The organism is Aquabacterium humicola, assembly GCF_030167915.1.
GTDB classification, from domain to species: Bacteria; Pseudomonadota; Gammaproteobacteria; order Burkholderiales; family Burkholderiaceae_C; genus Pseudaquabacterium; species Pseudaquabacterium humicola.
Genome location: NZ_JARGNB010000002.1, coordinates 494,025 through 517,051 on the forward strand (window position 1 = coordinate 494,025; position 23,027 = coordinate 517,051).

21 protein-coding genes are annotated in these 23,027 nt (G+C 72.9%); 7 read left to right on the top strand and 14 right to left on the bottom strand.

Annotated features, from left to right (window positions below; all coding sequences use genetic code 11):
• Window positions 1-17 precede the first annotated feature (17 nt).
• The gene (locus P1K89_RS12545; protein ID WP_284616787.1) at window positions 18-1,052 is read left to right on the top strand and encodes a tRNA dihydrouridine synthase; all 1,035 of its coding nucleotides are present in this window, start codon (window positions 18-20) and stop codon (window positions 1,050-1,052) included.
• Here P1K89_RS12545 and P1K89_RS12550 read toward each other — a convergent pair.
• A complete protein-coding gene (locus P1K89_RS12550; protein WP_284616788.1) occupies window positions 998-1,402 on the bottom strand; it encodes a DUF1761 domain-containing protein in 405 nt (134 codons plus the stop codon). The genes P1K89_RS12545 and P1K89_RS12550 overlap by 55 nt on opposite strands.
• Before the next feature lie 89 nt (window positions 1,403-1,491).
• Between P1K89_RS12550 and P1K89_RS12555 the strand changes: the two genes are divergently transcribed.
• Genes P1K89_RS12555 through P1K89_RS12570 form a run of 4 tightly spaced genes read left to right on the top strand, consistent with a single transcriptional unit; the run spans window position 1,492 to window position 5,145 of the window.
• Window positions 1,492-2,628: a sensor histidine kinase gene (locus P1K89_RS12555; RefSeq protein ID WP_284616789.1), complete on the top strand. Its 1,137-nt coding sequence runs from the start codon at window positions 1,492-1,494 to the stop codon at window positions 2,626-2,628.
• The gene (locus P1K89_RS12560) at window positions 2,625-3,389 is read left to right on the top strand and encodes a LytR/AlgR family response regulator transcription factor (RefSeq protein WP_284616790.1); all 765 of its coding nucleotides are present in this window, start codon (window positions 2,625-2,627) and stop codon (window positions 3,387-3,389) included. Before P1K89_RS12555 ends, P1K89_RS12560 begins: the two co-directional genes overlap by 4 nt.
• Entirely contained in the window at window positions 3,386-4,684 is a 1,299-nt protein-coding gene (locus P1K89_RS12565; protein WP_284616791.1) for an NAD(P)/FAD-dependent oxidoreductase, read from the top strand. Before P1K89_RS12560 ends, P1K89_RS12565 begins: the two co-directional genes overlap by 4 nt.
• 59 nt (window positions 4,685-4,743) lie before the next feature.
• Window positions 4,744-5,145: a hypothetical protein gene (locus P1K89_RS12570; protein WP_284616792.1), complete on the top strand. Its 402-nt coding sequence runs from the start codon at window positions 4,744-4,746 to the stop codon at window positions 5,143-5,145.
• 39 nt (window positions 5,146-5,184) lie between these two features.
• Here the strand turns inward: P1K89_RS12570 and P1K89_RS12575 are convergent, their stop codons facing one another.
• A complete protein-coding gene (locus P1K89_RS12575; RefSeq protein ID WP_284616793.1) occupies window positions 5,185-6,999 on the bottom strand; it encodes a glutamine--tRNA ligase/YqeY domain fusion protein in 1,815 nt (604 codons plus the stop codon).
• A gap of 225 nt (window positions 7,000-7,224) precedes the next feature.
• Here P1K89_RS12575 and P1K89_RS12580 point away from each other — a divergent pair, with 225 nt between their 5' ends.
• Window positions 7,225-10,524 carry a hybrid sensor histidine kinase/response regulator gene (locus tag P1K89_RS12580; protein ID WP_284616794.1) on the top strand — a complete coding sequence of 1,100 codons (3,300 nt, stop codon included), beginning with the start codon at window positions 7,225-7,227 and terminating at the stop codon, window positions 10,522-10,524.
• Window positions 10,525-10,564: 40 nt separating this feature from the next.
• On the opposite strand, the gene P1K89_RS12585 is transcribed toward P1K89_RS12580, so the two are convergent.
• The 10 genes from P1K89_RS12585 to P1K89_RS12630 all read right to left on the bottom strand — a co-directional run bounded on the left by P1K89_RS12585 (window position 10,565) and on the right by P1K89_RS12630 (window position 19,370).
• Window positions 10,565-11,413 (bottom strand): LytR/AlgR family response regulator transcription factor, encoded by an 849-nt coding sequence (locus P1K89_RS12585; protein WP_284616795.1) that lies wholly within the window; start codon window positions 11,411-11,413, stop codon window positions 10,565-10,567.
• Window positions 11,414-11,417: 4 nt separating this feature from the next.
• On the bottom strand, window positions 11,418-12,554 hold the full coding sequence (locus P1K89_RS12590; RefSeq protein ID WP_284616796.1) for a sensor histidine kinase: 1,137 nt from the start codon (window positions 12,552-12,554) through the stop codon (window positions 11,418-11,420).
• 26 nt (window positions 12,555-12,580) lie between these two features.
• Window positions 12,581-13,093 carry a DUF6622 family protein gene (locus P1K89_RS12595; RefSeq protein ID WP_284616797.1) on the bottom strand — a complete coding sequence of 171 codons (513 nt, stop codon included), beginning with the start codon at window positions 13,091-13,093 and terminating at the stop codon, window positions 12,581-12,583.
• 182 nt (window positions 13,094-13,275) lie between these two features.
• A complete protein-coding gene (locus P1K89_RS12600; RefSeq protein WP_284616798.1) occupies window positions 13,276-14,565 on the bottom strand; it encodes a hypothetical protein in 1,290 nt (429 codons plus the stop codon).
• Window positions 14,565-15,302, bottom strand: a complete 738-nt coding sequence (locus P1K89_RS12605; protein WP_284616799.1) for an outer membrane lipoprotein-sorting protein — start codon at window positions 15,300-15,302, stop codon at window positions 14,565-14,567. Before P1K89_RS12605 ends, P1K89_RS12600 begins: the two co-directional genes overlap by 1 nt.
• A gap of 10 nt (window positions 15,303-15,312) precedes the next feature.
• A complete protein-coding gene (locus P1K89_RS12610) occupies window positions 15,313-16,587 on the bottom strand; it encodes an ABC transporter permease (RefSeq protein WP_284616800.1) in 1,275 nt (424 codons plus the stop codon).
• A complete protein-coding gene (locus P1K89_RS12615; RefSeq protein ID WP_284616801.1) occupies window positions 16,584-17,255 on the bottom strand; it encodes an ABC transporter ATP-binding protein in 672 nt (223 codons plus the stop codon). Before P1K89_RS12615 ends, P1K89_RS12610 begins: the two co-directional genes overlap by 4 nt.
• Window positions 17,255-17,929 (bottom strand): hypothetical protein, encoded by a 675-nt coding sequence (locus P1K89_RS12620; RefSeq protein WP_284616802.1) that lies wholly within the window; start codon window positions 17,927-17,929, stop codon window positions 17,255-17,257. The genes P1K89_RS12615 and P1K89_RS12620 overlap by 1 nt, the downstream gene beginning before the upstream one ends.
• Before the next feature lie 173 nt (window positions 17,930-18,102).
• Window positions 18,103-18,594 carry a cupin domain-containing protein gene (locus P1K89_RS12625; RefSeq protein ID WP_284616803.1) on the bottom strand — a complete coding sequence of 164 codons (492 nt, stop codon included), beginning with the start codon at window positions 18,592-18,594 and terminating at the stop codon, window positions 18,103-18,105.
• Entirely contained in the window at window positions 18,594-19,370 is a 777-nt protein-coding gene (locus P1K89_RS12630) for an RNA polymerase sigma factor (RefSeq protein WP_284616804.1), read from the bottom strand. Before P1K89_RS12630 ends, P1K89_RS12625 begins: the two co-directional genes overlap by 1 nt.
• A 165-nt stretch (window positions 19,371-19,535) precedes the next feature.
• Between P1K89_RS12630 and P1K89_RS12635 the strand changes: the two genes are divergently transcribed.
• Window positions 19,536-20,021, top strand: coding sequence for a hypothetical protein (locus P1K89_RS12635; RefSeq protein ID WP_284616805.1), 486 nt, complete (start codon window positions 19,536-19,538; stop codon window positions 20,019-20,021).
• Between the two features lies 1 nt (window position 20,022).
• On the opposite strand, the gene P1K89_RS12640 is transcribed toward P1K89_RS12635, so the two are convergent.
• Together P1K89_RS12640 and P1K89_RS12645 are read right to left on the bottom strand one after the other, a co-directional pair.
• Window positions 20,023-20,625 carry an excisionase family DNA-binding protein gene (locus P1K89_RS12640; protein ID WP_284616806.1) on the bottom strand — a complete coding sequence of 201 codons (603 nt, stop codon included), beginning with the start codon at window positions 20,623-20,625 and terminating at the stop codon, window positions 20,023-20,025.
• Window positions 20,622-22,940 (bottom strand): ATP-binding protein, encoded by a 2,319-nt coding sequence (locus P1K89_RS12645; protein WP_284616807.1) that lies wholly within the window; start codon window positions 22,938-22,940, stop codon window positions 20,622-20,624. The genes P1K89_RS12640 and P1K89_RS12645 overlap by 4 nt, the downstream gene beginning before the upstream one ends.
• Between the last annotated feature and the right edge of the window lie 87 nt (window positions 22,941-23,027).

Here is a 23,027-nt window from a genome sequence, read left to right on the forward strand (position 1 = left end):
GCCGCGACAATCCACGCATGCTTTTACTCGCCCCGATGGAAGGGCTGCTCGACTTCAGCCTGCGCGACGTGCTGACGCGCGCCGGCGGCATCGACCGCTGCGTCTCGGAGTTCATCCGTGTCACCGACCAGCTGCTGCCGGACCGCGTCTTCATCCGCGTGATGCCCGAGCTGCTGAACGGTGGCCGCACGCCGGCGGGCGTGCCGGTGCGCGGGCAACTGCTGGGTTCCGACCCGGCCTGCCTGGCCGACAACGCCGCGGCGCTGGCGGCGCTGGGCCCGGCGGGCATCGACCTGAACTTCGGCTGCCCGGCGAAGACGGTGAACCGTCACCGCGGCGGCGCGGTGCTGCTGGACGAGCCGGAGCTGGTGCATCACATCGTCGCCGCGGTGCGCCGCGCGGTGCCGGCCGGCATGCCGGTGTCGGCCAAGATGCGCCTGGGCAATGTCACCGACGGGCGGATGCTCGAATGCGCGCAGGCGCTGGCCGATGGCGGCGCCGAGGAGATCGTGGTGCACGGGCGCACCAAGCTGCAGGGCTACAAGCCGCCGGCGTTCTGGGATTCGATCGCGCGCATCCGCGAGGCGGTGGCCGTGCCGGTGATCGCCAACGGCGAGATCTGGACCGTGGCCGACGCGCGCCGCTGCCGCGCCGAATCCGGCTGCGAGGCGCTGATGCTCGGCCGCGGCATCGTGGCCGACCCGGGGCTGGCGCTGGCGATCCGTGCGCCGGACGAGCCGCCGCTGGGATGGGACGTGGTGCGGCCGCTGCTGCAGCACTACTGGCGGGTGATCGCCGGCCATGTCAGCCCGCGGCACCGGGCCGGCCGCGTGAAGCAGTGGCTGAACCTGCTGCGCCGGCGCTACCCGCAGGCGCAGGCGATCTACGACGCGCTGCGCACGGTCAACGAGGCCCCGCTGTTCGAGGCCGGCCTGTTCGCGTTGCTGCGCGAGGGCGTGGCCGACGCGGCCGAGACCGTCGAGCCGGCCGCTGCGCCCTACTTCCACCAGGCCAGCAGCCCGCCCATCAGCGTCAGCGAGAGCACGTGGTAGCCGCTGTTGATCAGCCACAGCGTGCCCGAGCGGCGCTCGAAGAGGTCGTTGATCGCGAAGCACATCGCGACCCAGCCGATGCCGGTGGCCGCACCGGCGGCCAGGCCGAAGCCGACGGTCGCCTTCGCGCCGAGGAAGGCCGCGAGGTTGGCCGCCATCACCAGCGAGCACAGGAACGCGAGGCCGAAGATCTTCGCCATGTTGGCGTTCTTCAGCTGGTCGTCGGACAGGCCGGACTCGCGCTGCCAGCGCTTGGCGAACAGGATCGGCGAATACCAGACGCCGCCGATCAGGAAGGACAGCGCCGCGGCGGCGGCGATGGCCAGGGGGTTCAGGTGCAGCGGTTCCATGCGATGGTCTCCTCGAGGATCGTGAGTGCCGCGCAGCGTGCCGCCGGCGGGGCCAAGCCGCCAGCGCCGCTTCACCGAAACCGGACCGCATGGCGCTGAACCCGGAGATCGCGGCGCCGAAGCCGGTGACGGAGGCCGGCGCGCCGAAACCGGTGACGGAGGCCGATGCGCCTAAGCCGGCGCGGGGGGCCCGCTTCGACGACCGCCCGCTGATGGCCGTCGGCATCCCCGCCTTCGGCCTGACGATCCCGCTGTTCTCCGGGCTGCTGCAGCTCGAGGGCCCGGGCATCACGCCGGACCAGGGGCGCTTCTGGGCCGGCACGGCGGGCTTCGTCGGCCTCGCGTTCTGCATCTGGTGGGGCAACCGCTGGCTGCTGTTCAAGCAGCGCGAGCACTGGGACTGGTTCTCGCAGCCCTTCGCCAAGCTGTCGATGCTGGTGGCGGCCTGCACGCTGTACACCGCGCCGCTGACCGTCGCCTGGCTGGCCGGCTGGTACACGGCGATCGGAGCGCCGGTGGACTGGCCGGTCGTGCGCATCGTCGCGCTGACCAACGTGATCTGCGTGATCTTCGTGACGCACGCATACGAGACGCTGTTCCTGATCCGCGAGCGCGAATCCGATGCGCTGCAGCTCGCGCGGCTGGCGCGTGCGCGCAGCGAAGCCGAGCTGGCGGCGCTGAAGGCGCAGGTCGACCCGCACTTCCTGTTCAACGGGCTGAACACGCTGGGCCACCTGATCGGCCACGACGCGCGCGCCGCGCGCGAGTTCTGCGACTGCCTGGCCGAGGTCTACCGCTACGTGCTGGCCAACGGCCGCCGCACGCTGGTGCCGCTGGCCGACGAGCTGGCCTTCGTGCGCCAGTACGTGCGGCTGCTCGAGCTGCGCTTCGGCGCCGGCGCGGTGCAGCTGGACGCGCCGGCGGCGCTCGGCACCGAACGACTCGCCGTCGTGCCGCTGGCGCTGCAGGTGCTGGTCGAGAACGCGGTCAAGCACAACGCGGTGGCCGCCGACGCGCCGCTGCGCATCACGATGGCGCCGTGCGGTGCCGCCGATGAGCCGGCCCTGCGCGTGCACAATGCGCGCCGGCCGCGCGAGGGCGGCCTGCCGTCGGCGGGCGTGGGGCTCGCCAACCTCGACGAGCGCTGCAAGCTGGTCGCCGGACGCGGGCTGCGCATCGACGACGGCGTGCAGGCCTTCGCGGTCGAGGTACCACTTCTGACATGAGACCGTTGCGCATCGTCATCGCCGAGGACGAACCGCCCGCGCTGGCGCGGCTGGTCGAGGCCCTGCAGCGGGTCGCGCCGCAGGCCGAGGTGGTGGGCGCGGTGGGCACCGTGCAGGCGGCGCGTCGCTGGCTGGCCGAGCATCCGGCGCCGGACCTGCTGCTGCTGGACATCCAGCTCGGCGACGGCCTGTCGCTGGCGCTGTTCGACGAGCCCGAGAGCGCGCCGGCCGCGCCGGTGATCTTCACGACGGCGCACGACGCCTTCGTGCTCGAGGCCTTTCGCTGCAACGCGATCGACTACCTGCTCAAGCCCGTCGCCGATGCCGCGCTGGCCGCGTCGATGGCGCGTTACGAATCGCTGGGCCGGCACTTCGCCGGCAATCTCGCGGGCCTGCGCGATGCGTTGCAGCCGCGCACGGCGCATCGCCAGCGCCTGGTGCTGCGCAAGGGCGCGGCCTTCGCCAGCGTGCGCTGCGAGGACATCGCGTGGTGCACGTCGGTCGACAAGCTGAGCTTCGTGCTGACGCACGCCGGCGAGCGGCTGCTGGCCGACGAGACCCTCGCCGAGCTCGAAGCCGCGCTCGACCCGCGCCGCTTCTTCCGCGCCAACCGCCAGACGCTGGTGCAGCTGGACGCGGTGAAGAGCTTCCGGCCGCACGGCAAGGGCCAGCTGAAGCTGGAACTGCAGCCCGCCGCCGACGGCGAGGTGCTCGTCAGCCAGGAGCGGGCGCGGGCCTTCCGCGAGTGGTTGCAGGGATGAGCACCCTGCCGAACCTCAGCTACTACGAGGCGACCGCCGGCGAGCGGGCGACGCCGCAGCCGCTGGCCGGCCGCATCGACACCCACACCTGCATCGTCGGCGCCGGCTTCGCCGGCCTGGGCACCGCGATCGGCCTGATCGAACGCGGCCAGCGCGACGTCGTGGTGCTCGAAGGCGAGCGCGTCGGCCACGGCGCATCCGGCCGCAACGGCGGCTTCGTCTTCGGCGGCTACAGCCTGGACAACGCCGACCTGCTGGCGCAGCTGGGCCCCGAGCGCGCGCGCGCCGCGTATGCGCTGACGCGCGATGCGCTCGGCACCATCCGGCGCCGCATCGATGCGCACGGCATCGCCTGCGACAAGGTCGAAGGCGGCGCGCTGCTCGTCAACTGGTTCGACGAGCCCGCGATGCTGACCCGGCTGCAGCGGCTGATGCACGAGGCCTTCGGCGTCGAATGGCGGCTGATCGGCAAGTCCGAGCTCGAGGCCACGCACGTGCGCTCGGACCGCTATTTCGGCGCGCTGCTGGAGCCCGATGCGTTCCACTTCCATCCGCTGAAGTACGCGCTCGGACTGGCGCAGGCGATAGTCGCCGGCGGCGGGCGCGTGCACGAGCAGTCGGCGGTGCGCTCGGTCGAGCGCCGCGGTGCGGGCTGGGTTGTGCGCACCGGCGCCGGCGAGGTGCATGCGCGCGAGCTGGTGATCGCCGGCGGCGGCTACCTGCGCGGGCTGGTGCCGGCGCTCGAGGCGGCGATGCTGCCGATCGCCACCTACGTGATGGTCACCGAGCCGCTGGGCGCGCGCCGCGATCGGCTGATCCCGAGCCCGGCGGCGATCTACGACACGCGCTTCGCCTTCGACTACTACCGCGTGCTGCCCGACACCCGGCTGCTGTGGGGCGGCCGCATCAACATCCGCGACCGCCGGCCTGGCGATGTCGCGCGTTTCCTGAAGGCCGACCTGCTGCGTGTCTACCCGTCGCTGGCTGGCCTGAAGGTCGACTTCGCGTGGAGCGGGCTGATGAGCTACGCGCGCCACAAGATGCCGCAGATCGGGCGCCTCGCCGACGGCCCCTGCGCCGGCGCCTGGCACGCGATCAGCTTCGGCGGCCACGGCGTCGCGCCGACCACGGTGGCCGGCGAGCTGCTCGCCGCGGCGATCGCCGAAGGCCGGCCCATCCCCGAGTCTTTCGGCCGTTATGGCCTCGCGCGCACCTGGGGGCCACTCGGCCTGGCCGCTGCGCAGGCCACCTACAGCTGGTTCGAGACCCGCGACTGGTGGCGCGCGCGCGGCTGACGCGCCGGCGTGCCCGCGGACTGCAAGCAGGCGTTTCCGGACGGCCTGCATGTCGGGGGATGACGACCGGCCCGGCGCGTCCTAGTCTGGCGGCACTCACCACTTCGCAGGCCACGGCGGGCCGCCGCCGGGCCACAAGGGTCGCCATGAACCATTCCTCGCTCACCGCCGGCGCTGCACACCGCGAGGTGCCCGCGCGACGCGCGAAGGATCGATCGGAAGCCATCGCCCGCCTGCGTGCCAGCAGCGGTCATGGCGCGGCGTGGGGCTCGCTCGGCTGTTTCGCGTCGGGCGCGGTGGTTGGCTGGGCCGCCGGGTTCGGCGGCGCCGCGCCGATCGCGGTGTCCGCCGCCGCCTGCGCGGCCCTGGCGCTCGCCGCCGTCGCGGTTCGTGAATGCCTGCTGCTGCGGCGCCGCGAGCAGGCGATCCTGCAGTTGCTGCTGGACGAATCCGCGCGCTGAGCCGGTCGTCCCGCGCTTCGGTGTCCGCCGCCGCGGCGCCTATTTGCCCCAGCTGTCCTTCAGGCCGGTGATGCGGTTGAACACCGGCGCGTCCGGCTGGTGCTGCTTGCGGTCGGCGATGAAGTAGCCGTGGCGCTCGAACTGGTAGCGCTGCTCGGGCGGCACGGCGGCCAGCGACGGTTCGACGAAGCCGGACACGACGGTCTTGCTCTGCGGGTTCAGCGCGTCGCGGAAATCGCGGTCACCGGCATCGGGCTGGGCTTCGCTGAACAGGCGGTCGTAGAGGTTGATCGTCGCCGGCACCGCGTCGTGCACGCCGATCCAGGTGATCGTGCCCTTGACCTTCACCGCATCGGCGCCCGGCGTGCCGCTCTTGGTGTCGGGCACCACCGTCGCCAGCACCGCGGTGATGCGGCCGTCGGCGTCCTTCTCGCAGCCGGTGCACTCGACGACCATGCCGTATTTCAGGCGCACCTTGTTGCCCGGGGACGCGCTGCCGTCAGGCTGCGCCTGCGGCGGATAGAGCCGGAAGAAGCCCTTGGGCGGCACCTCGGCGAAGTCGTCGCGCTCGATCCACACCTCGGGGCCGAGCGAGAAGCGGCGCTCGCCGAGATCGGGCCGTTGCGGATGCGCCGGCGCGTGGCAGGGCTCGCGATGGTCGGCGCCGAAGAGCTCGGCCCAGTTGGTCAGCTTCAGCTTCAGCGGATCGATGACGGCCATCGCCCGCGGCGCCTGGCCTTCGAGGTCGTCGCGCAGCGCGATGTCGAGCACGCTGTAGTCGACCCAGATGTTGGTCTTCGACGCGCCGGTGTCCTCGGCCATCCTGCGGATCGACGCCGGCGTGTAGCCGCGGCGGCGCATGCCGGCGAGCGTGGGCATGCGCGGGTCGTCCCAGCCCTCGACGATCTTCTCGTCGACCAGCGCCTTCAGCTTGCGCTTGCTGGTGATCACGTAGGTCAGGTTGAGCCGCCCGAACTCGTGCTGCTTCGGCAGCGGGCGCTGCAGCAGGCCCTGGTCGGCCAGCGCGTTCAGCAGCCAGTCGTAGAACGGGCGCTGGTCCTCGAACTCCAGCGTGCAGATGCTGTGCGTGATGTTCTCGAGCGCGTCCTCGATCGGGTGCGCGTAGGTGTACATCGGGTAGATGCACCACTTGTCGCCGGTGTTGTGGTGGTGCGCGCGCTTGATGCGGTAGAGCGCCGGGTCGCGCAGGTTGATGTTCGGCGAGGCCATGTCGATCCTCGCGCGCAGCACCATCGCGCCGTCGGGGTGCTTGCCGTCGCGCATCTCGCGAAAACGCGCGAGGTTGTCTTCGCGGCTGCGATCGCGCCACGGGCTGTTCCGGCCGGGCGTCGTGAAGTCGCCGCGGTTCGCGCGCATCTCCTCGGCGCTCTGCTCGTCGACGTAGGCGAGGCCGGCGCCGATCAGCGCCTCGGCGGCGCGGTACATGAAGTCGAAGTAGTTGCTGGCGTAGTAGAGGTGGCTGGTGTTGTTGACGTCCCAGCTCCAGCCCAGCCAGTGCACCATCTCGACGATGGCGTCGACGTACTCCTGCTCTTCCTTCTCCGGGTTGGTGTCGTCGAAGCGCAGGTGGCAGACGCCGCCGTAGTCGCGCGCGAGGCCGAAGTTCAGGCAGATGCTCTTCGCGTGGCCGACGTGCAGGTAGCCGTTGGGCTCGGGCGGGAAGCGCAGCCGCACCTTGGCCGGGTCGGCGCTGCCGGCCGCATGGTGCGCCGCATCGCCCGGCGTGCCGCCCCACTGTCGGCCCGCGTAGGCGCCCTCGGCGAGCTCGCGCTCGATGATCTGGCGCAGGAAGTTGCTGGGCTTGGGCGCGTCGGTGGGCTTCGGAGCGGACATCGTGGCTTGGCGGCCAGTCGATCCGGCCGCGGCAGGCAAAGGAGAGGATTCTAGGAGTCGGGTCGCCGCCAGCGGTGCGGCACGGTTTCGAGGCCCGGGTGCGGCGGGTCGGCCGCCGCCTCCATCCGGCATCGCACCCGCGCTTGATGCGCGTCAGATGCGCGGCCCGTGCGCGGCGTCTCGCGTGGCATCATCGCGCGTGCATCAGGGAGGCACAGACCGACAATGGACAGCACCCTTGCGGCGGCCAAGCGCCCGCTTCGCCGCAGTCTTGTCGCAGCGGCGTTCCTGGCGGTGCTCGCCACGCTCGTGGCCTTCCTCGCCGCCGTCCATGTCTTCATCGTCCTGCCGTATGCGGACGACCTGGCCACCGCGCAGCTGCGCATCGCCTCCGGGCGTGTCGAGGCCGACCTGCGCACGCTGGTGCAGCGGGTCGAGGCGGTCGTGCGCCAGAACCGCGACTGGGGCCGCCGCGGCCTGATCGACGAAACCGATGCGCGTGCGCTGAACGCCCTGCTGGCACCGCTGCTGCGGCACGGTCCCCACCTGTCGTCGATGGTGGTGGCCCGTGAATCCGGCCGCGAGATGCTGCTGCTGCGGCAGGACGACGGCACCTGGCTTAACCGCCTGACCGATCCGGGCCAGCATGCGGGCCGCGCGCGCTTCTTCACCTGGGACGACCGCCAGCAGCTGTTGAAGGACGAATGGCGCGCGTCCGACTACGACGCCCGCGGCCGCCCGTGGTTCCAGGGCGGCATGGCGCTGGCCGACGACGACGCGGTGTTCTGGAGCGCGCCCTACGTCTTCCGCTCCTCCGGCGAGCCGGGGCTGTCGGTCGTCGTGCGCTGGACCGGCGCCGACGGCGAGCGCCGGGTGATGACCAGCGACATGAAGCTGCGCGACCTGTCGCGCGCGACGCGCGAGATCGTCGCTGGCAGCCACGGCTTCGTCGCGGTGCTGACGCGCGACGGCCAGGTGCTGGGCCTGCCGCGCACGGCCGCGCTGGCCGACGAGGCGGCCGTGCGGCAGGCGGTGCTGAAACCCGCCGAGGCGCTGAACCTGGCGCCCTTGAGCGAAGGCCTGAAACGCTGGCGCGACGGCGGCGCCCGCGAGGGCGAACTGCTGCGTTTCGACGCGGCCGGCGACCGCTGGCTGGGGCGCATCGAACCCGCCCGCTTCGGCGGCCAGGTCTTCTGGCTGGCGACGATGGCCCCGGCGAGCGACTTCACGCCCGGCGGCACCACGACGCTGCTGGTGCTGGCGGCCATCGTCGCCTCGACGCTGCTGCTCGCCTGGGGTGTCGCGGTGCGGCTGGCGCGGCGCTTTGCCGATCCGCTGGCGCAGCTCGCGCGCCAGAGCGAGCGTTTCGGCCGGCTCGAGCTCGACGAGCCGGTCGCCGTGCGGGCGCCGTGGCTCGAGATCGACACGCTGGCCCGCGCGCAGGAGGCGATGCGCGTCGAGCTGCTGGCGGCCACGCAGCGGCTGGCGCAGGCCAACGACTCGCTCGAGGCGAAGGTGGCCGAGCGAACGCGCGAGCTGGCCGAGGCGCGCGACGCCGCGCAGGCCGCCGCGCGCGCGAAGGCGGACTTCCTGGCCAACATGAGCCACGAGATCCGCACGCCGATGAACGCGGTGCTGGGCATGACCGACCTCGCGCTGCGCACCGAGCTGAGCCCGCGGCAGCACGGCTACCTGACGAAGACGCGGCAGGCCGCGCTGTCGCTGCTGAGCCTGATCAACGACATCCTCGACTTTTCCAAGATCGAGGCCGGCAAGCTGCAGGTCGAGGCGCTGGAGTTCCCGCTGCAGTCGGTGTTCGACCGCGTCACCGCCGTCGTCGGGCTGCGCGCCCACGAGCGCGGCCTGGAACTGCTGATGAACACCGCGCCCGACGTGCCGGCGCGGCTGGTCGGCGATGCGCTGCGGCTGGAGCAGGTGCTGGTGAACCTGTGCAGCAACGCGGTGAAGTTCACCGACGACGGCGAGATCGTGGTCGTCACGGTGCGCGCGCTGCGCGACGACGGCGATCGCGTGGTGCTGCGCTTCTCGGTGCGCGACAGCGGCGTCGGCATGACCGAGGCCCAGGTCGCGGCGCTGTTCCAGCCCTTCAACCAGCTGGATGCGTCGGTGACGCGGCGCCACGGCGGCACCGGCCTCGGGCTGGCGATCTGCCGGCAGCTGGTCACCCTGATGGGCGGCGAGATCGGCGTGCGCAGCCAGCCCGGCAAGGGCAGCGACTTCCACTTCACGCTGCCGTTCGGCCGCGTGGCGGAGCCGGCCGTCGAGGCGCCCGCCGCCGGCACGCCGCCGCCGGCGGTCGACCTGCGCATCCTGGTCTGCGACGACAGCGCCAACGCCCGCGAGGTGTTCCAGGGCCTGCTGACCGGCCTGGGCCACAGGCCGGTGCTGGTGTCCGGCGGCGAGGCGGCACTGGCCGAGCTGCGCCGCGCGCGCCCGCCCTACGACCTGCTGCTGCTGGACTGGAAGATGCCCGGCATCGACGGCCGCGAGGTGGTGCGGCAGATGCGCTCGGACCGCTCGCTGCAGGCGCCTGCGGTGATCCTGGTGACGGCCTACGGCGACGAGGACCTGGTGCGCTGGGCCGCCGACCAGCAGCTGGCCGGCTGCCTGACCAAGCCGCTCAGCGCGTCCACCCTGCAGGACGCGATGAGCATCGCGCTCGGGCGTCAGGCCGCGCTGGCCCCAGCCGCCACCAGCGCGCCGGCCGAAGCGCCGGCGGCACTGCGGGGCCGGCGCGTGCTGCTGGTCGAGGACAACGAGTTCAACCAGATCGTCGCCGCCGAGCTGCTCGGCGACGTCGCCGGCATGCAGGTGGTGCTCGCCACCAACGGGGAGCAGGCGCTGCAGCGCCTGGCCGAGGTGCCGGTCGACCTGGTGCTGATGGACGTGCAGATGCCGGTGATGGACGGCTACCGCGCGACGCGCCTGATCCGCGAGAAACCGGCCTGGGCCCGGTTGCCCGTCATCGCGATGACCGCGCACGCCATGCAGGGCGACCGGGAGAAGTGCCTGGCCGCCGGCATGAACGACCACCTCAGCAAGCCCTTCGACCCGGCAGCCTTGTTCGCGACGCTGCAGCGCTGGCTGCCGGACGGGCCGGCGCCGGCACCGGCGCCGGACGCGGGCGCGCACGACGGTCCGCCGCCGGCCGCCGGCGTGTCCTTCGAGCTCGGCCTGCGGCGCTGCATGGGACGGCGCGAGCTGTACGAGCGCATCCTCGGCCGTTATGTCGAGGGCCATGCCGAGCCGGCCGCGGCGATGGCCCACGCGCTGACGCAGGGCGACCTGGCGACGGCGGTGGCCATCGCGCACTCGCAGGTGTCCACCGCCACCACCATCGGCGCCGAAGCCATGGCGGCGGCCGCGCGCCGCATCGAGCTGGCGCCGGACCTCGCGACCGGCGCGCGCCGCGCGCAGCTGCTCGAGACCTACCGCGCCGAGGAGCGCCGGGTGCTGGACGACATCCGCGCCTACCTGGGCAGCGCGATGACCGCGGACAGCTGACGCGCGAAAGGCGCGGCCGGGTGGTGGCCCGCGCCGCGGCTCACATGCCCTTGAACAGGTGCGCGTAGAGCCGGCTCGCGGTCAGCTTCTCGGGCCGGCCGCGCAGGGTCAGGAAGACCTTGCCCGACTCGTCGCGCAGCGCGGTGGTGATCGCCGACGCGCGCACGACGAGGCTGCGGTGCACCTGCCAGAACTTCTGCGCGTCCAGCTGCGGCAGCAGCTCGCGCAGCGACAGCCGGATCAGGTGCTCGCGGTCGGCGGTGATCACGCGGATGTACTTGTCGGCGGCCTCGAAGTAAAGCACCTCGTCGACCGGCACCATGTGCACCAGGTTGCCAACGCTGGCCTGGATCACGTCCAGGCGCGGCGCGGCCGGTGCGGCATGCGCGCACAGCAGCGCGCGCAGCTGCTCCATGGTCTGGTCCAGCGGCGAGGACCCGTTGCCGCCCGGCTGGCCCAAGCCGTTGCCGTTGCCGCGCGCGACCACCGGCGCCCGGTCGTCCAGCCGCTTCTTCAGCCGCGCGACGCAGGCCGCGAGCCGCGCCGGCTCCACCGGCTTCACCAGGTAGTCGACCGCCTGCGCGTCGAAGGCCTGCAGCGCGTACTGGTCGTAGGCGGTGACGAAGACAAGCAGCGGGAAGGGCGCATCGCCCTCGGGCCAGTCCTCGGCCAGCGCCTGCGCGGCTTCCAGGCCGGTCTGGCCGGGCATGCGGATGTCGAAGAAGCAGACCGTCGGCTGCAGCGCCAGCGCCTGCGTGACGGCGCTGACGCCGTCGCCGGCGATGCCGGCGACGCCGAGCTCCGGCCACAGGCGCTGCAGCTCGGCCTTCAGCCCGGCGGCCAGCAGCGGTTCGTCTTCGGCGATCAGCGCGGTGAGGGAGGTCGTCATGGTGTCAAGGGTTCAGCGGCAGCGACACGGTGGCCAGCGTGCCGCCCGCGTCGTCGGGGGCGGCGCCCAGCGTGAAGGACGCGGCGGCGCCGTGCAGCGCGGCCAGGCGCTCGCGCACATGCGCGGTGCCGAAGCCGCCGCCGGGCGATGGCGCGCCGCCATTGAAGCCGACGCCGGTGTCGCGCACCGCCAGCAGCAGCCGGTCGCCGTCGCGGCGGGCCGACACCACCAGCTGCCCGGCGCCGACCTTCGGTTCCAGCCCGTGCCGGATGGCGTTCTCGACCAGCGGCTGCAGCAGCATCGCCGGCACCGGCACGTCGCGCAGCTCGTCCGGCAGCTCGAAGCGCGTTTCCAGCCGCGGGCCCATGCGGATCGCCATCAGCGCGAGGTAGTCGGCCAGGCGCGCGAACTCGGCGGACAGCGCATGCTGGGTGGTGCGCGAGCCGTTCAGCGAGGCGCGCAGGAAGGCGATCAGCCGGTCGAGCATGGCCTGCGCCGCGGGCGGGTCGATGCCGATCAGCACGCGCAGGTTGGCCAGCGTATTGAACAGCATGTGCGGCTCGAGCTGCGAGCGCAGCATGTCCAGCCGCGCCAGCGTCGCGTCCTGCTCGGCGCGCAGCAGCTGCGCCTGCTGCCACTGCGTCTTGCCGCGGTGGTAGTAGAAGCCGGAGATCAGCGCGCCGATGGTCGCGGTGATCGCCATGTCGCGAGCCAGGCTGCGGCGGCCCATCAGGTAGGTGTCGAAGGGCGAGCCGCCGTTCAGCAGCTCGCCGATCGCGTGGCCGATGATGAAGCCGCCCATCGTGCCGGCGGTGATCAAGAGCACCAGCCGCCAGCCCAGCGGCCAGCCGGTCTCGGTGTCGGGCCGCAGCAGGAAGCGGCCGAAGTCGATGCACAGCCAGCACGACAGGCCGATGCACTCGGAGAAGAGGATCTGCCGCAGGTAGTCGCCGCCGGCGACGAAGCCGAGCACCAGGCCGACGACGAGGTTGATGGCCGCCACCGTCAGCCCGTGGCGCAGCAGGTCGCGCCAGCGGGGCTTCGCTTCGGAGCACTCCACCGCGGCCGCGCCATCGGGTGCCGCCGGGGGCGGCCGGACCGGCGAGGGCGGCGACAGGGGCGGCAGCGGCGGCGTCGACATCGGCAGCATTGTCGGCCAGCGGGCGCTCAGGCCAGCGCCGGGCCGCCGCTGCGGGCGGTGGCGAGGATGCGCTGCGCGCGCCCGGCCATCAGCCCGGCCGGCAGCGCGTACAGCAGCGCGACGATCGCCGCGAAGCCGAGGTCCTGCGCCCGCGCCGGCGCGATCGCCAGCATCACGTTGACCGCATAGCGCACGAAGAACACCGCCATCATCATTGCCAGCGGCCAGGCGCTGCCGGCGACGAGGAAGCGGCCGTCGGCCTGGGCCTGCGCGCGCGGCGCCGGCAGCGCGAAGCGGGCGATCACGAAGCCGAGCAGGCCGCCGGCGAGCCACGGCCCTTCGACCGCCGCGCGCAACCCGAAGGTGCTGGCGACACCGGCCAGCGACAGCACCGTCAGCACCACCGGCAGCAGGATCACCCGCTGCCGCGGCACGCTGCGCTGGCGCATCTGCGTCAGGCCCAGCGCGATCAGCGCGGCGAGCAGGAACCACACCCACAGCGGCGTGCGGCTGACGATGGCGACGAGGTAGGCGGTCATGCGGGGCTCCGTGGAAGTTCGATGAGCGGCATGGTGCGGTCCGGACGGCGCTGCCTCCAGCGCACGGCGACGAAACGCCTGCTGGTGTCGCGAAACGTCAGAACGCTCGGGCCGGCCGTGCACGCGCTGGAACGCGCGGCTGGCCGTGCGCGCGCTAGAACGCGCGGCTGGCCGTGCGCGCGCTAGAACGCGCGCGTGGCCGCGATCACGACGCTGCGCCGCACCGGCAGCTGCGCGATCAGCGAGTCCGGCGGCCCGCCGGCGAAACGCAGCGCGGCGTAGGTGCGCCAGCGGTCGCCCTGCCATTGCAGGCTGGCGGTGAGCAGGCGGCCGCGATCGGCCGGCGTGATCAGCGCATCGAGCGCCCACTGCCAGGGCGTCGGCTGCCAGGACAGGCGCACGAACAGGTTGTCGCGGCGCAGGTTCGGCGAATCGAGCGGCGCCGCCTGCCAGGCCAGGTTGCCCGCCTTCGCGGCCGTCGGCACCGGCGGGCTGGGCAGGCGGCGCAGCGCGGCGCTGCGGCCGTTCCAGCGGTCCCAGTCGGCATCGGACAGCGTCGTGCCGTCGTGCCAGTACTCGAGCAGCAGCCCCTGCTGCTGCGCCCCGGTCCAGCTGGCGCCGAGCAGCCACTGCGACGCGCGGCCCAGCGTCGCTTGCTGCCACGGGTTCGCACCGACCAGCGCGCCACCGCTGCCGGGCGCGAGGCGCCAGCCGTCGTGGCGCTCGAGCCCCCTTACCGAGCCATGCAGCTCGAGCTCGTCGGTGGCGACCCAGGCCAGCGCGGCGCCGGCACTGGCGCCGGTGTGCGCGCCGTGGCGCGCGAAGCCGAAGGCGTCGAGGCCGCCGAGACGGCGGTAGGCGCGCAGCGCGAACGCACTCTCGGCGGCGCCGCGGCTCGCAGCGTCGTCGGCGTTCCAGCGCTGCGGGTTGACCCACACCAGCGTCCACGCGCTGTCGGCGTCGAAGTGCTCCAGCTGCAGCAGCGGCCGGCCCTCGGGCGTGGTGGACAGCAGCGTGCGGCGGGCCTCCTGCTGCACGACGTCGTTCGGCCGGAAGCCGTGGCCGACGTCCCAGCCGATGACCTTCTTGCCGGCACTGGCCTGCCAGGCGCCGAAATCGGCCGACAGGTGCAGCTCGTTGACCCGCGCGTTGCCGTCGGACGCCCGGCCTTCGGCTTGGCTGTAGCCGAGCCACGCGTTGCCGGCGAGCGCCAGCGGCGTGCTGCCGAGCCTGGCACGCAGCGTGTGGCGCAGCTCGGCCTCCAGCAGCAGGCTCGACGGCGCCGGCGCTGCGATGCCGGGCTGCAGCGCGTTCGCCGCGGCCAGCGGGCCATGCGAGGCGGCGCCGCGATCGGTCCAGGACAGGCGCAGCTCGCCGGTCGGCGCGTCGCCTTCGGCCGCCTGCGCGCCGAGCGAGACGCAGGCCGCCGCCAGCACCCCGAGCACGAGGCGCTTGAACCGGGTGGCACGCATCACTGCTCCAGCGCCGGATTGCGCGCCAGGAACATCGGGTTCAGCCAGGCCTCGGGCACCTGCTTCGCCTGCCGCGACAGGTAGCGCACGCGCGTCTCCTTGTGCGAGCTCAACTTGTCCGACAGCACCATCTCGCTGACCTGGCCGCCGGGTTTGTCCATCACGAAGCTGGCCAGCTTCGCGAGCTTGTCGGACTGCACGTAGAGCTCGGCCTTCAGCGGCTCGCCGCGCGCCCTGCCGACCCACAGCTCGATGCGGGCATAGGTCAGGCCCTTGCGCGCGGCCTGCAGCGAGAGGTGGGTGCACTTCTCCTTTTCGCACTGCTCCTCGCCGACCAGCGTGCCGGTGTAGTCCTCGGCCCAACTGAGCGTCGCGATGTCGCCGGTGGAGGCGTCGCCCAGCAGCTTCTGCGACGGCGTGATGCGCAGCGGCCGCTGGCTGCCGGGCAGCAGCAGCCAGAAGTCGTCGCCGAGCATCAGCACCTTCTGGCCGGCCTCGGCCGGCGAGCGCATCAGCACCAGCGACTTGTGGTCGGCCTGCGCGAACACCGTGTAGCGGCGCTCCTTGTCGGGCGATCCGTCGCGGTTGAAGGTGGTGACCTGGGTCTCGACCTGCAGGTTGTCGTTGCTGCCGGCGCGATACCGGTCGGCGGACTTCAGGAGCGCGGTGACGTCGGTCGTCGCCTGCGCGGCGAGCGCCGCGACACCCAGCGCCAGCGCGGTGAACAGCTTCTTCATGGCAATTCCTTCAGACATGCGCCAGCGCATCGACGACCGGCTTGTTCACCGTGCGCCGCGCGACCAGGGCCGAGGCGATCGTGGCCAGCAGCAGCATCGCGGCCAGCGTGCCGAGGTACAGCGGCGCGTCGATCGCCACCTGCAGCGGGTAGCCGACGTTGCGGCCGGGCGGCGGCGGCATCTGCACCGGGAAGACCAGCAGACCCACCGCCACGGCCAGCGCGATCGCGGTGCCCACCAGCGCGCCGGCGCCGCCGAGCAGCAGCCCTTCGAGCGCGAAGCTGCGCACCAGCTGCGACGGCAGCGTGCCGAGCGCGCGCAAGGTGCCGATCTCGCGCGTGCGCTCGATGATCGCCATCGCCATCGCGTTGGTGACGACGAAGACGACGATCACGCCGATGATCAGCCCGAGCGCACCGAAGATGCGGTTGTAGAGCGCCTTGACGCTGCGGTAGAAGCTGGCCTCGTCGATCCAGGTGCGCACCTGCAGCGCCGGCAGCACCGCACGCAACCGCGACTGCGTCGGGTCGGTCGATTCCATGCGGTCGAGGAACACGCCGAGGCTGGACACGCGCTGCGTCACCAGCAGCTTCTGCGCCGTGGCGATGTCGGTGTAGACGAGGCGCTTGTCGACGTCGGCGATGCCGGTAGCGAAGATGCCGGCCACGGTGACGTCGAGCGCGTTCAGCGCGCCGTCGGTGGTGCTGGCCAAGAGTGTGAGGCTGCTGCCGGGCGTGGCCTTCAGGCTGCGCGCCAGGCCTTCGCCCAGCATCACGCGCAGGGTCTCGCCGCTGGCCAGCACCTGCCCCTGCAGCACCTTCAGGAACGGGCCCTTGACCGCGAACTCGGCGTCCGGGTCGATGCCGGTGGCCATCATCACGGTGGACTTGTCGCCGTTGCTGATCAGCCCGGAGAACTCGATCTTCGGCAGCACCTGGCGCACGCGGTCGTCGACCAGCAGCTTGGCCTTCATCGCGGCGAAGTTGTCGAGGCCGTGCTGCAGCGGCGTGTCCTCGTCCTTCGTGAACTGCTCGGGTTTGGCGATCACCAGGTGGCCGGTCGAGCGCGCCGACGACTGCGCAAGGCCCTCGTAGGTGTAGAGCGCGAAGCCGCCGGCGAGCAGGATCGCCGCGGTGCCGAGCGCGGCGATGGTCACCGTGACGGCCGAGCGGCGGCGGTTGCGCAGCGTATTGAGCCACGCGAACTTCAGCCACGGCCAGAGGGAGAACGTGCTGCCGTGCGCCGTGCCGAGCGGCAGTGCAGCCGCCATGCGTTGAGAGCTCATTGGATCCTCCCGTCCAGAAGGGCTATCGCGCGATCGCAGCGGCCGAGCAGCCGCGCGTCGTGCGTCGCGACGAGGAAGGCCGCGCCGTGCGCATGGCCCTGCTCGCGCATCAGGTCGAGCACCTGGTCGGCGGTGTGCGAATCGAGGCTGGCGGTCGGCTCGTCGGCGATCACCAGCGCCGGGCGCTTGACCAGCGCGCGGGCGATCGCCACGCGCTGGCGCTGGCCGCCGGACAGTGCGTCGGGACGGTGATGGGCGTGCTCGTGCAGGCCGACCGCGCGCAGCATCGCCGCGACGCGCTCGCGCCGCTCGGCCGCCGGCACGCCGGCGATGAACAGCGGGTAGTCGACGTTCTCGGCCACCGTCATCACCGGCACCAGGTTGAAGCTCTGGAAGACGAAGCCGATCGCGTCGCGGCGCAGCAGCGTCGCGTCGGTGGTCGACAGCGCCGTCACCGGTTCGCCGCGCAGCCAGATCTGGCCGTCGTCGGGCGTGTCGATCAGCCCGGCGAGGTTCAGGATCGTGCTCTTGCCGCTGCCGGACGGGCCGGTCAGCGCGAGCATCTCGCCGGGCTGCAGGTCGAGGTCGACGCCTTGCAGCGCCGGCACCACGTGCGCGCCGAGGCGGTAGGTCTTGTGGACCCCGCGCAGTGTGAGCGCCGCGACCATCACAGCTCCTTCAGCTTGGCTTGCGCCGCCGCGGCCTGCGGCGCGCCGCTGGCGACCACCTTCTCGAGCCACTGCCGCGCTTCGGCCGCGTTCTGCGACTTCGCCGCCTCCTGGCCGGCGCGCAGCCACACCGCGGCCTTGAAGGGCAGCGGCGCGCCGTCGAGCAGCGGGCTCTTCGCGACCTCGTCGAGCAGCTTCGCGCCGCGCGCGTTGCGGTTGAACATCGACGGCAGCGCGAGGAAGGTGCCGGCGGCGGTGAAGCGCGTCTCCAGGCTGGCCGGCACGCCGCGGTAGCCGGGCGCGTCGTGCGCGGGCGTCAGCAGCGCCAGCGCCTTGTCGATCTGCGCCAGGCCGTCCTCGGCGTAGCCCATCTTCTTCCACGGCAGCATCGTCGTGCGCGCACGCATCGCGAGCGAGGCGCCGGCATAGGCGCGCAGCACCGGGTCGCCCGGTTCGGCCGCCGACAGCCTGCCGAACTGGTCGGCGGCCGAATCGATCGCGGCGTCACCGCCGTCGGCGGCGCCGCGCAGGAACTCGGTGAGCGCCGCGGCATAGGCGGCGGTGTCGGCGGCCTGGGCCGGTGCGGTGGGGCCGAGCAGCGCGGCGCCGATCAGCAGGGTGGCGGCAAGCGCCGGCAGGTTTCGCAGGGGGCGGGCAGGGCGGGTGTTGTTCATCGCGAACCTCGTCGAGGCGGTGGAAGGTGCGCGCAGTCTGCGAAGCGCCGGCGCCGGCCGCCGCAAGGCGGCGACGAAACGCCGGGGAATGTCGCGAAAGGGGCCGGGGCGGCGCGAGATGCGGCGGCGCGACGGCGAGAAATCCAGCGGGCCGGCTTGCGGTCGCCGACCCCTCAGATCAGCAGCGTGCTGTCCGGGACCGCGCCGCGCAGGTAGATCAGCGCGCCGGTCTCGCTGTCGACCCGCCGGTGCAGCACGTCGCGGCGGCCGAGGTGGAAGCCGCCGGGGCCGACGACGAGGTCGCCGATGCGCAGCGTGCCTTCGAGCACCAGGCATTCCTCGTCGACCGGGTGCCGGTGCGGCGGCAGCGCGGCGCCCGGCGCCAGCCGCACGAGGTACGACATGACGCCGCCCGACTCGTGCAGCACCTTGATCGTCAGCCCGGGACCGAAGGGCTGCCAGGCGCCCTCGTCGGCGCGCACCGTCAGGTGGCGCCCGGCCTGCTCGTCGGCGATGCGCGCGAGCACGCGGCGCTTCACCCGCTGCAGGCTCAGCTGGTCGAGCGGCGAGGGCGGCGTCGATGCGGCGTCGTTCAGCAGCGCGACGAGCTCGGCGTCGAGCACGGCCGGCAGGTCGTCGTCGGGAACCGAGCGGTGCGCGTCCATCATCCTTGTCCCGCGGTTTCGCTGGCCACGCCCATCAGCGCGCGCAGCTTCTGCTGCGCCCGCAGCAGCAGCGATTTCACGGTGCCCAGCGGCAGGCCGGTGGCCTGCGCGGTGGCGCTGTGCGACAGCTCGCGGAAGTACGCCAGCCCCAGCACCCAGCGCTCCTGCGGCGACAGCGTGGCCAGCGCGCGGTACAGCCGCGAGCCGGCTTCGGCCAGCGCCAGCAGGTCCTCGGGACCGGGCAGGTCGGACGGCTGCTGCAACTCGTCGTCCCCGCCGGAGCCGGCCGGCGGCGGCGCGGCGTCGTGGCGCTGCTGGCGGCGCAGGTCGATCGCGCGGCTGTGCACGCGGGTCAGCAGCCAGGTCACCGGGCTGCCCTTCGTGGCATCGAAGCGCGGCGCCTCGCGCCAGGCCTGGAAATAGGCCTCGGCGACCACGTCGTCGATGTCGCCCTCGCGCAGCAGGCGTCGCGCGAAGGCATGCGCAAAACCGATGGTCGCGTCGTAGAAGGCTTCGAAGGCCTGCGCATCGCCCTGGGCCGCGGCCTGCAGGCAGCCCGCCAGCCGGGCATCACGCGCCGCGCGCGCGGCACAGCGATCATCGGCGCCAGGGGCATCGGCGGTGATCGCGAAGGGCAGCGGTTCGGAGCGGGCAGGGTGCATCGTCGCGCGGCCGACCCACCAGGCGAGCGCCAGGACGGCCGGCAGGCATCTTGCCAGACGGGGCCGGGCGCGCCCAGCATCGAAGCCGGGGGAAGCGATGGCGAGCGAGGTCATCGGCGGCGGGAACAACACGGTGGTGTGATGACTACGGCGCGAACCGTCCGCCGGATTCGCGGCGACGTTGCCGGTGCGGGTTTGCCGCGGCGGCGACCGCCGCATCCGGCCGGCGGGCTGCTGCGTAGACGCGGACATCCCCCCAGGCCACCGCAGGAGTCCGCGATGCCCCGCTTCGTCGAAGTCAGCCACCCCGAATGGATCGCCGCGCCGCGCGCGACGGTGCAGTCGCAGTTCGCCGATCTGCAACACCACATCCGCGCCAACGTGCATCCGAAGCTGCGCTTCGAGGTGCTGGCGGCGGGTCCGCGCAGCGCCCGCTACGTGCAGCATGTGAAGCTGCTGGGCATCACGCAGCGCGACGTCTTCGAGCGCCAGCTGCATGCCGACGGCTCGATGGTCGACACATCGGTCGAGGGCTTCAACCAGGGCGGCTCGATCACCGCGCACTTTCGCGACGAGTCGCGCGACGGCCGGCCCGGCACGCTGGTGACCGTCACGGTGCGCCTGCCGCTGCCGCCGGTGATCGGCGGGCTGCTGCGCCCGCTGCTGGAAAAGCAGATCCGCAAGGAGCTGACCGCCGCCACCGCCGAGGACAAGCACGACCTCGAGCAGCGCGGCTACCCGTTGCCGGTGCTGCGGGCCGCCTGAGCTATCGGGCGGCGGCCCGCAAGGCCTCGATGAACGGGGCCGGCTGCACCGGCTTGGCGACCAGCGTCACGCCCTCGGGCAGTCCGCCCAGGCCCGCGACCTGCTGCGGCGTGTGGCTGGACACCGCGAACACCGCGTGCGGCCGCACCGTGCTGCCGCCGCAGACGTGCCGCAGCATCTCGATGCCGTTCATGTGCGGCATCACGATGTCGGTGATCAGCAGCTGCGGCATCGCCTGGCCGATCGAGGTCAGCGCCTGGAAGCCGTTGTCCGCCAGCAGGATCGTGGCGCCGGGCAGCGCCTCCTCGACCAGCGCGCAGAGCACGTCGCGATCGTCCTCGTTGTCGTCGACGATCATCACCGTCAGCGGCGGCGGCGCCTCGGCCGGCAGGTCCGCCGGCAGCCCCTGGCCGGCGATGAAGCGCTCGGCACTCTCGGCGTCGATGCGGCGGTGGCCGCCGAGCGTCTTCCAGGCCTTCAGATGGCCCTGGTCGACCCAGCGCTGGATGGTCGGTGCCGAGACGCCGAGCCGGCGGGCGAGCTCCGCGGGCGAGTACGAGGCGGGCGCGGGCCGCACGGCCGCGGAGGGCTTGGACGAGGTCACGAATCCAGTGTACGCACTGGCCCGCGCGCGAGTTGGCGGGCCAGCGTCTGCAGCAGCCGCGCCGGCTCGAAGGGCTTGCCGAGGCAGTCGTCCATGCCGGCGGCGAGGCAGCGCTCGCGGTCCAGCGCGAGGGTGTGCGCGGTGACCGCGATGATCGGCAGCCGGGCATGGCGGGCCTGGGCGCGGATGCGGCGCGCCGTTTCGCAGCCATCCATCGTCGCCAGCTGTACGTCCATCAGCACGACGTCGATGCCGCCGGCGTCCAGCGCCTGCAGCGCCTCTTCGCCGGTGGCGGCCATCGTCACCTGCATGCCGGCGACTTCGACCAGCAGCTCGGCGGCGACGAGCCGGCTGACGTCGTTGTCTTCCACCAGCAGCACGCGGCGCCCGCGCAGCGCGGCGACCGCCGCGGCCCCGGCGCCGGCGTCACCGCTGGCACCGGACGCCTCGGGCGTCGACGACGGCTCGACGTGTTCGCGCTCCAGTCGCAGGCTGAAGCAGAAGGTGCTGCCGCGCCCCGGCGTGCTGGCGACCTCGATCGTGCCGCCCATCGCCTCGACCAGCTGGCGGCTGATCACCAGCCCGAGGCCGGTGCCGCCGTAGCGCCGCGCGGTCGACGCGTCGGCCTGCACGAAGGGCTGGAACAGGCGCGCGATCTCGTCTGCCGACAGCCCGATGCCGCTGTCGGTCACCGAGAAGCGCAGCTGCGCCGACGACGGCTCGGCGCGCACGCAGTCGACGCGCACCACCACCGCGCCGGCCTCGGTGAACTTGATCGCGTTGCTGCACAGGTTCAGCAGCACCTGGCCGAGCCGCGGCCCGTCGCCGACCAGGCGCTGCGGCACCTCCGGGGCGACCACGAACTGCAGCGCCAGGCCCTGTCGCTGCGCGGCCTCGCCGACCATCGCGCCGATGCGGCCCAGCAGCTCGTAGAGCACGAAGGGCGCCGGCACCAGTTCCAGCTTGCCGGCCTCGAGGCGCGAGAAGTCGAGCACGCGGTCGATCAGCTCGAGCAGCGTGTCGGCGGCAATCTTCAGCTTGTCCAGGTAACCGCGCTGGCGCGGCGACAGCTCGGTGCGCAGCGTCAGGTCCGCCAGGCCGAGGATGGCGTTCATCGGCGTGCGGATCTCGTGGCTCATGTGCGCCAGGAAGGTGCTCTTGGCCTGGCTCGCGGCTTCCGCGGCGGCCTGGGCGCGGCGCGAGGCCTCGCCGGCGTTGCGCGCGTCGAGCATCGCGTTGAACTCGGCCGCCAGCGTGCCGAATTCGCCCGGCAGGCCCTCGTCGGCGCGCACGTCGGTGGCGCCGCCGGCCTGCGCGCGCGCGCTGGCGGCCAGGCTCTGCAGCGGCGCACTGAGGCGCCGCGCCGCCCACACCGCCGCGGCCAGGCCGCAGCCGGCCACCAGCAGCAGCGCGAGGGCGCTGCGGCGGAAGGCCTGCTCGCTGCGCGCGGCAACCTCGTGGTCCGGCGTGAGCGCGCCAACGCGCAGGCCATGGTGGGCCAGGTCGGTGAAGGCGTAGGTCGAGGCGACGCCCGCGTTCGACACCTGCCGGAACGTCCCGTCGCGCGCTTGAAGCGACGCCTCCTGCACCCGGGCCGGAAGGCGGCGCTCGCCGAGGTCCGGCAGCAGCGGGTCGCGCCCGAGCACGCGGCCTTCGCCGTCGAGCAGCGCGACGACGCTGCCCTCGGGCATGCCCTCGGTGCCCAGCGGCCCGAGCGCCAGCCGCTGCAGATCGATGGCGGCGGCGAGCATGCCGATGCGGCGGCCGGCGGGGTCGCGCAGCGGCGCGACGACGTTGATCATCAGCTTGCGCGACACATCGCCCATGTACGGCCGGCTCAGGTGATGGCGGCCCTGCGCGGTGGCCGCCTCGGCGCCAGCGAACCAGGGCGCGTCGCGGTAGTTGCGCTTCGGCGCCTGGGGGCGCGCGGACAGGCACAGCAGGTTGCCGTCCAGGTCGACCGCGCCGATGTTCGCGAGCAGGGGGTCGACCGTGGCGATGCCGGCGATCAGCTGGCCGCAGCCGGGGCCGTCCAGCGCCTGCAGTTCCGGCCGCGCGGCCAGGAACTGCAGCATGCCATCGATGCGCGTGAAGGCGGTGTCGAGCGACAGGCGCGCGCGGGCGACCCGCGTACGCAGCGTCAGGACCGCGGCGTCCTCGTCGGCGGCCTTCTGCCGCAGCAGCAGCACGCCGTGCAGCACCAGCAGCGGGGCGGCGGCCGCGCAGACCGTCAGCAGCAGCTTGCCCAGGAAGTAGCTGCGCCGGCCGGCGTGGGTCTGGACGCGGGGGGCCGGTGCGGGGACGGTACTGCTCATCGGTGATCTCCTGGCCGGGCGCAAGGGCCGCGCATGCCGGTGCGTCATCTGAATGTCTATCGAACTATGGCATACCGACGATTAAAA

What these genes read in the sequence shown, in the direction of transcription:
- P1K89_RS12545 (WP_284616787.1), top strand. Translation starts at nt 18, where the DNA reads ATGCTTTTACTCGCCCCGATGGAAGGGCTGCTCGACTTCAGCCTGCGC.
- P1K89_RS12550 (WP_284616788.1), bottom strand. Translation starts at nt 1,402, where the DNA reads ATGGAACCGCTGCACCTGAACCCCCTGGCCATCGCCGCCGCCGCGGCG.
- P1K89_RS12555 (WP_284616789.1), top strand. Translation starts at nt 1,492, where the DNA reads ATGGCGCTGAACCCGGAGATCGCGGCGCCGAAGCCGGTGACGGAGGCC.
- P1K89_RS12560 (WP_284616790.1), top strand. Translation starts at nt 2,625, where the DNA reads ATGAGACCGTTGCGCATCGTCATCGCCGAGGACGAACCGCCCGCGCTG.
- P1K89_RS12565 (WP_284616791.1), top strand. Translation starts at nt 3,386, where the DNA reads ATGAGCACCCTGCCGAACCTCAGCTACTACGAGGCGACCGCCGGCGAG.
- P1K89_RS12570 (WP_284616792.1), top strand. Translation starts at nt 4,744, where the DNA reads ATGACGACCGGCCCGGCGCGTCCTAGTCTGGCGGCACTCACCACTTCG.
- P1K89_RS12575 (WP_284616793.1), bottom strand. Translation starts at nt 6,999, where the DNA reads ATGTCCGCTCCGAAGCCCACCGACGCGCCCAAGCCCAGCAACTTCCTG.
- P1K89_RS12580 (WP_284616794.1), top strand. Translation starts at nt 7,225, where the DNA reads ATGGACAGCACCCTTGCGGCGGCCAAGCGCCCGCTTCGCCGCAGTCTT.
- P1K89_RS12585 (WP_284616795.1), bottom strand. Translation starts at nt 11,413, where the DNA reads ATGACGACCTCCCTCACCGCGCTGATCGCCGAAGACGAACCGCTGCTG.
- P1K89_RS12590 (WP_284616796.1), bottom strand. Translation starts at nt 12,554, where the DNA reads ATGTCGACGCCGCCGCTGCCGCCCCTGTCGCCGCCCTCGCCGGTCCGG.
- P1K89_RS12595 (WP_284616797.1), bottom strand. Translation starts at nt 13,093, where the DNA reads ATGACCGCCTACCTCGTCGCCATCGTCAGCCGCACGCCGCTGTGGGTG.
- P1K89_RS12600 (WP_284616798.1), bottom strand. Translation starts at nt 14,565, where the DNA reads ATGCGTGCCACCCGGTTCAAGCGCCTCGTGCTCGGGGTGCTGGCGGCG.
- P1K89_RS12605 (WP_284616799.1), bottom strand. Translation starts at nt 15,302, where the DNA reads ATGAAGAAGCTGTTCACCGCGCTGGCGCTGGGTGTCGCGGCGCTCGCC.
- P1K89_RS12610 (WP_284616800.1), bottom strand. Translation starts at nt 16,587, where the DNA reads ATGAGCTCTCAACGCATGGCGGCTGCACTGCCGCTCGGCACGGCGCAC.
- P1K89_RS12615 (WP_284616801.1), bottom strand. Translation starts at nt 17,255, where the DNA reads ATGGTCGCGGCGCTCACACTGCGCGGGGTCCACAAGACCTACCGCCTC.
- P1K89_RS12620 (WP_284616802.1), bottom strand. Translation starts at nt 17,929, where the DNA reads ATGAACAACACCCGCCCTGCCCGCCCCCTGCGAAACCTGCCGGCGCTT.
- P1K89_RS12625 (WP_284616803.1), bottom strand. Translation starts at nt 18,594, where the DNA reads ATGGACGCGCACCGCTCGGTTCCCGACGACGACCTGCCGGCCGTGCTC.
- P1K89_RS12630 (WP_284616804.1), bottom strand. Translation starts at nt 19,370, where the DNA reads ATGACCTCGCTCGCCATCGCTTCCCCCGGCTTCGATGCTGGGCGCGCC.
- P1K89_RS12635 (WP_284616805.1), top strand. Translation starts at nt 19,536, where the DNA reads ATGCCCCGCTTCGTCGAAGTCAGCCACCCCGAATGGATCGCCGCGCCG.
- P1K89_RS12645 (WP_284616807.1), bottom strand. Translation starts at nt 22,940, where the DNA reads ATGAGCAGTACCGTCCCCGCACCGGCCCCCCGCGTCCAGACCCACGCC.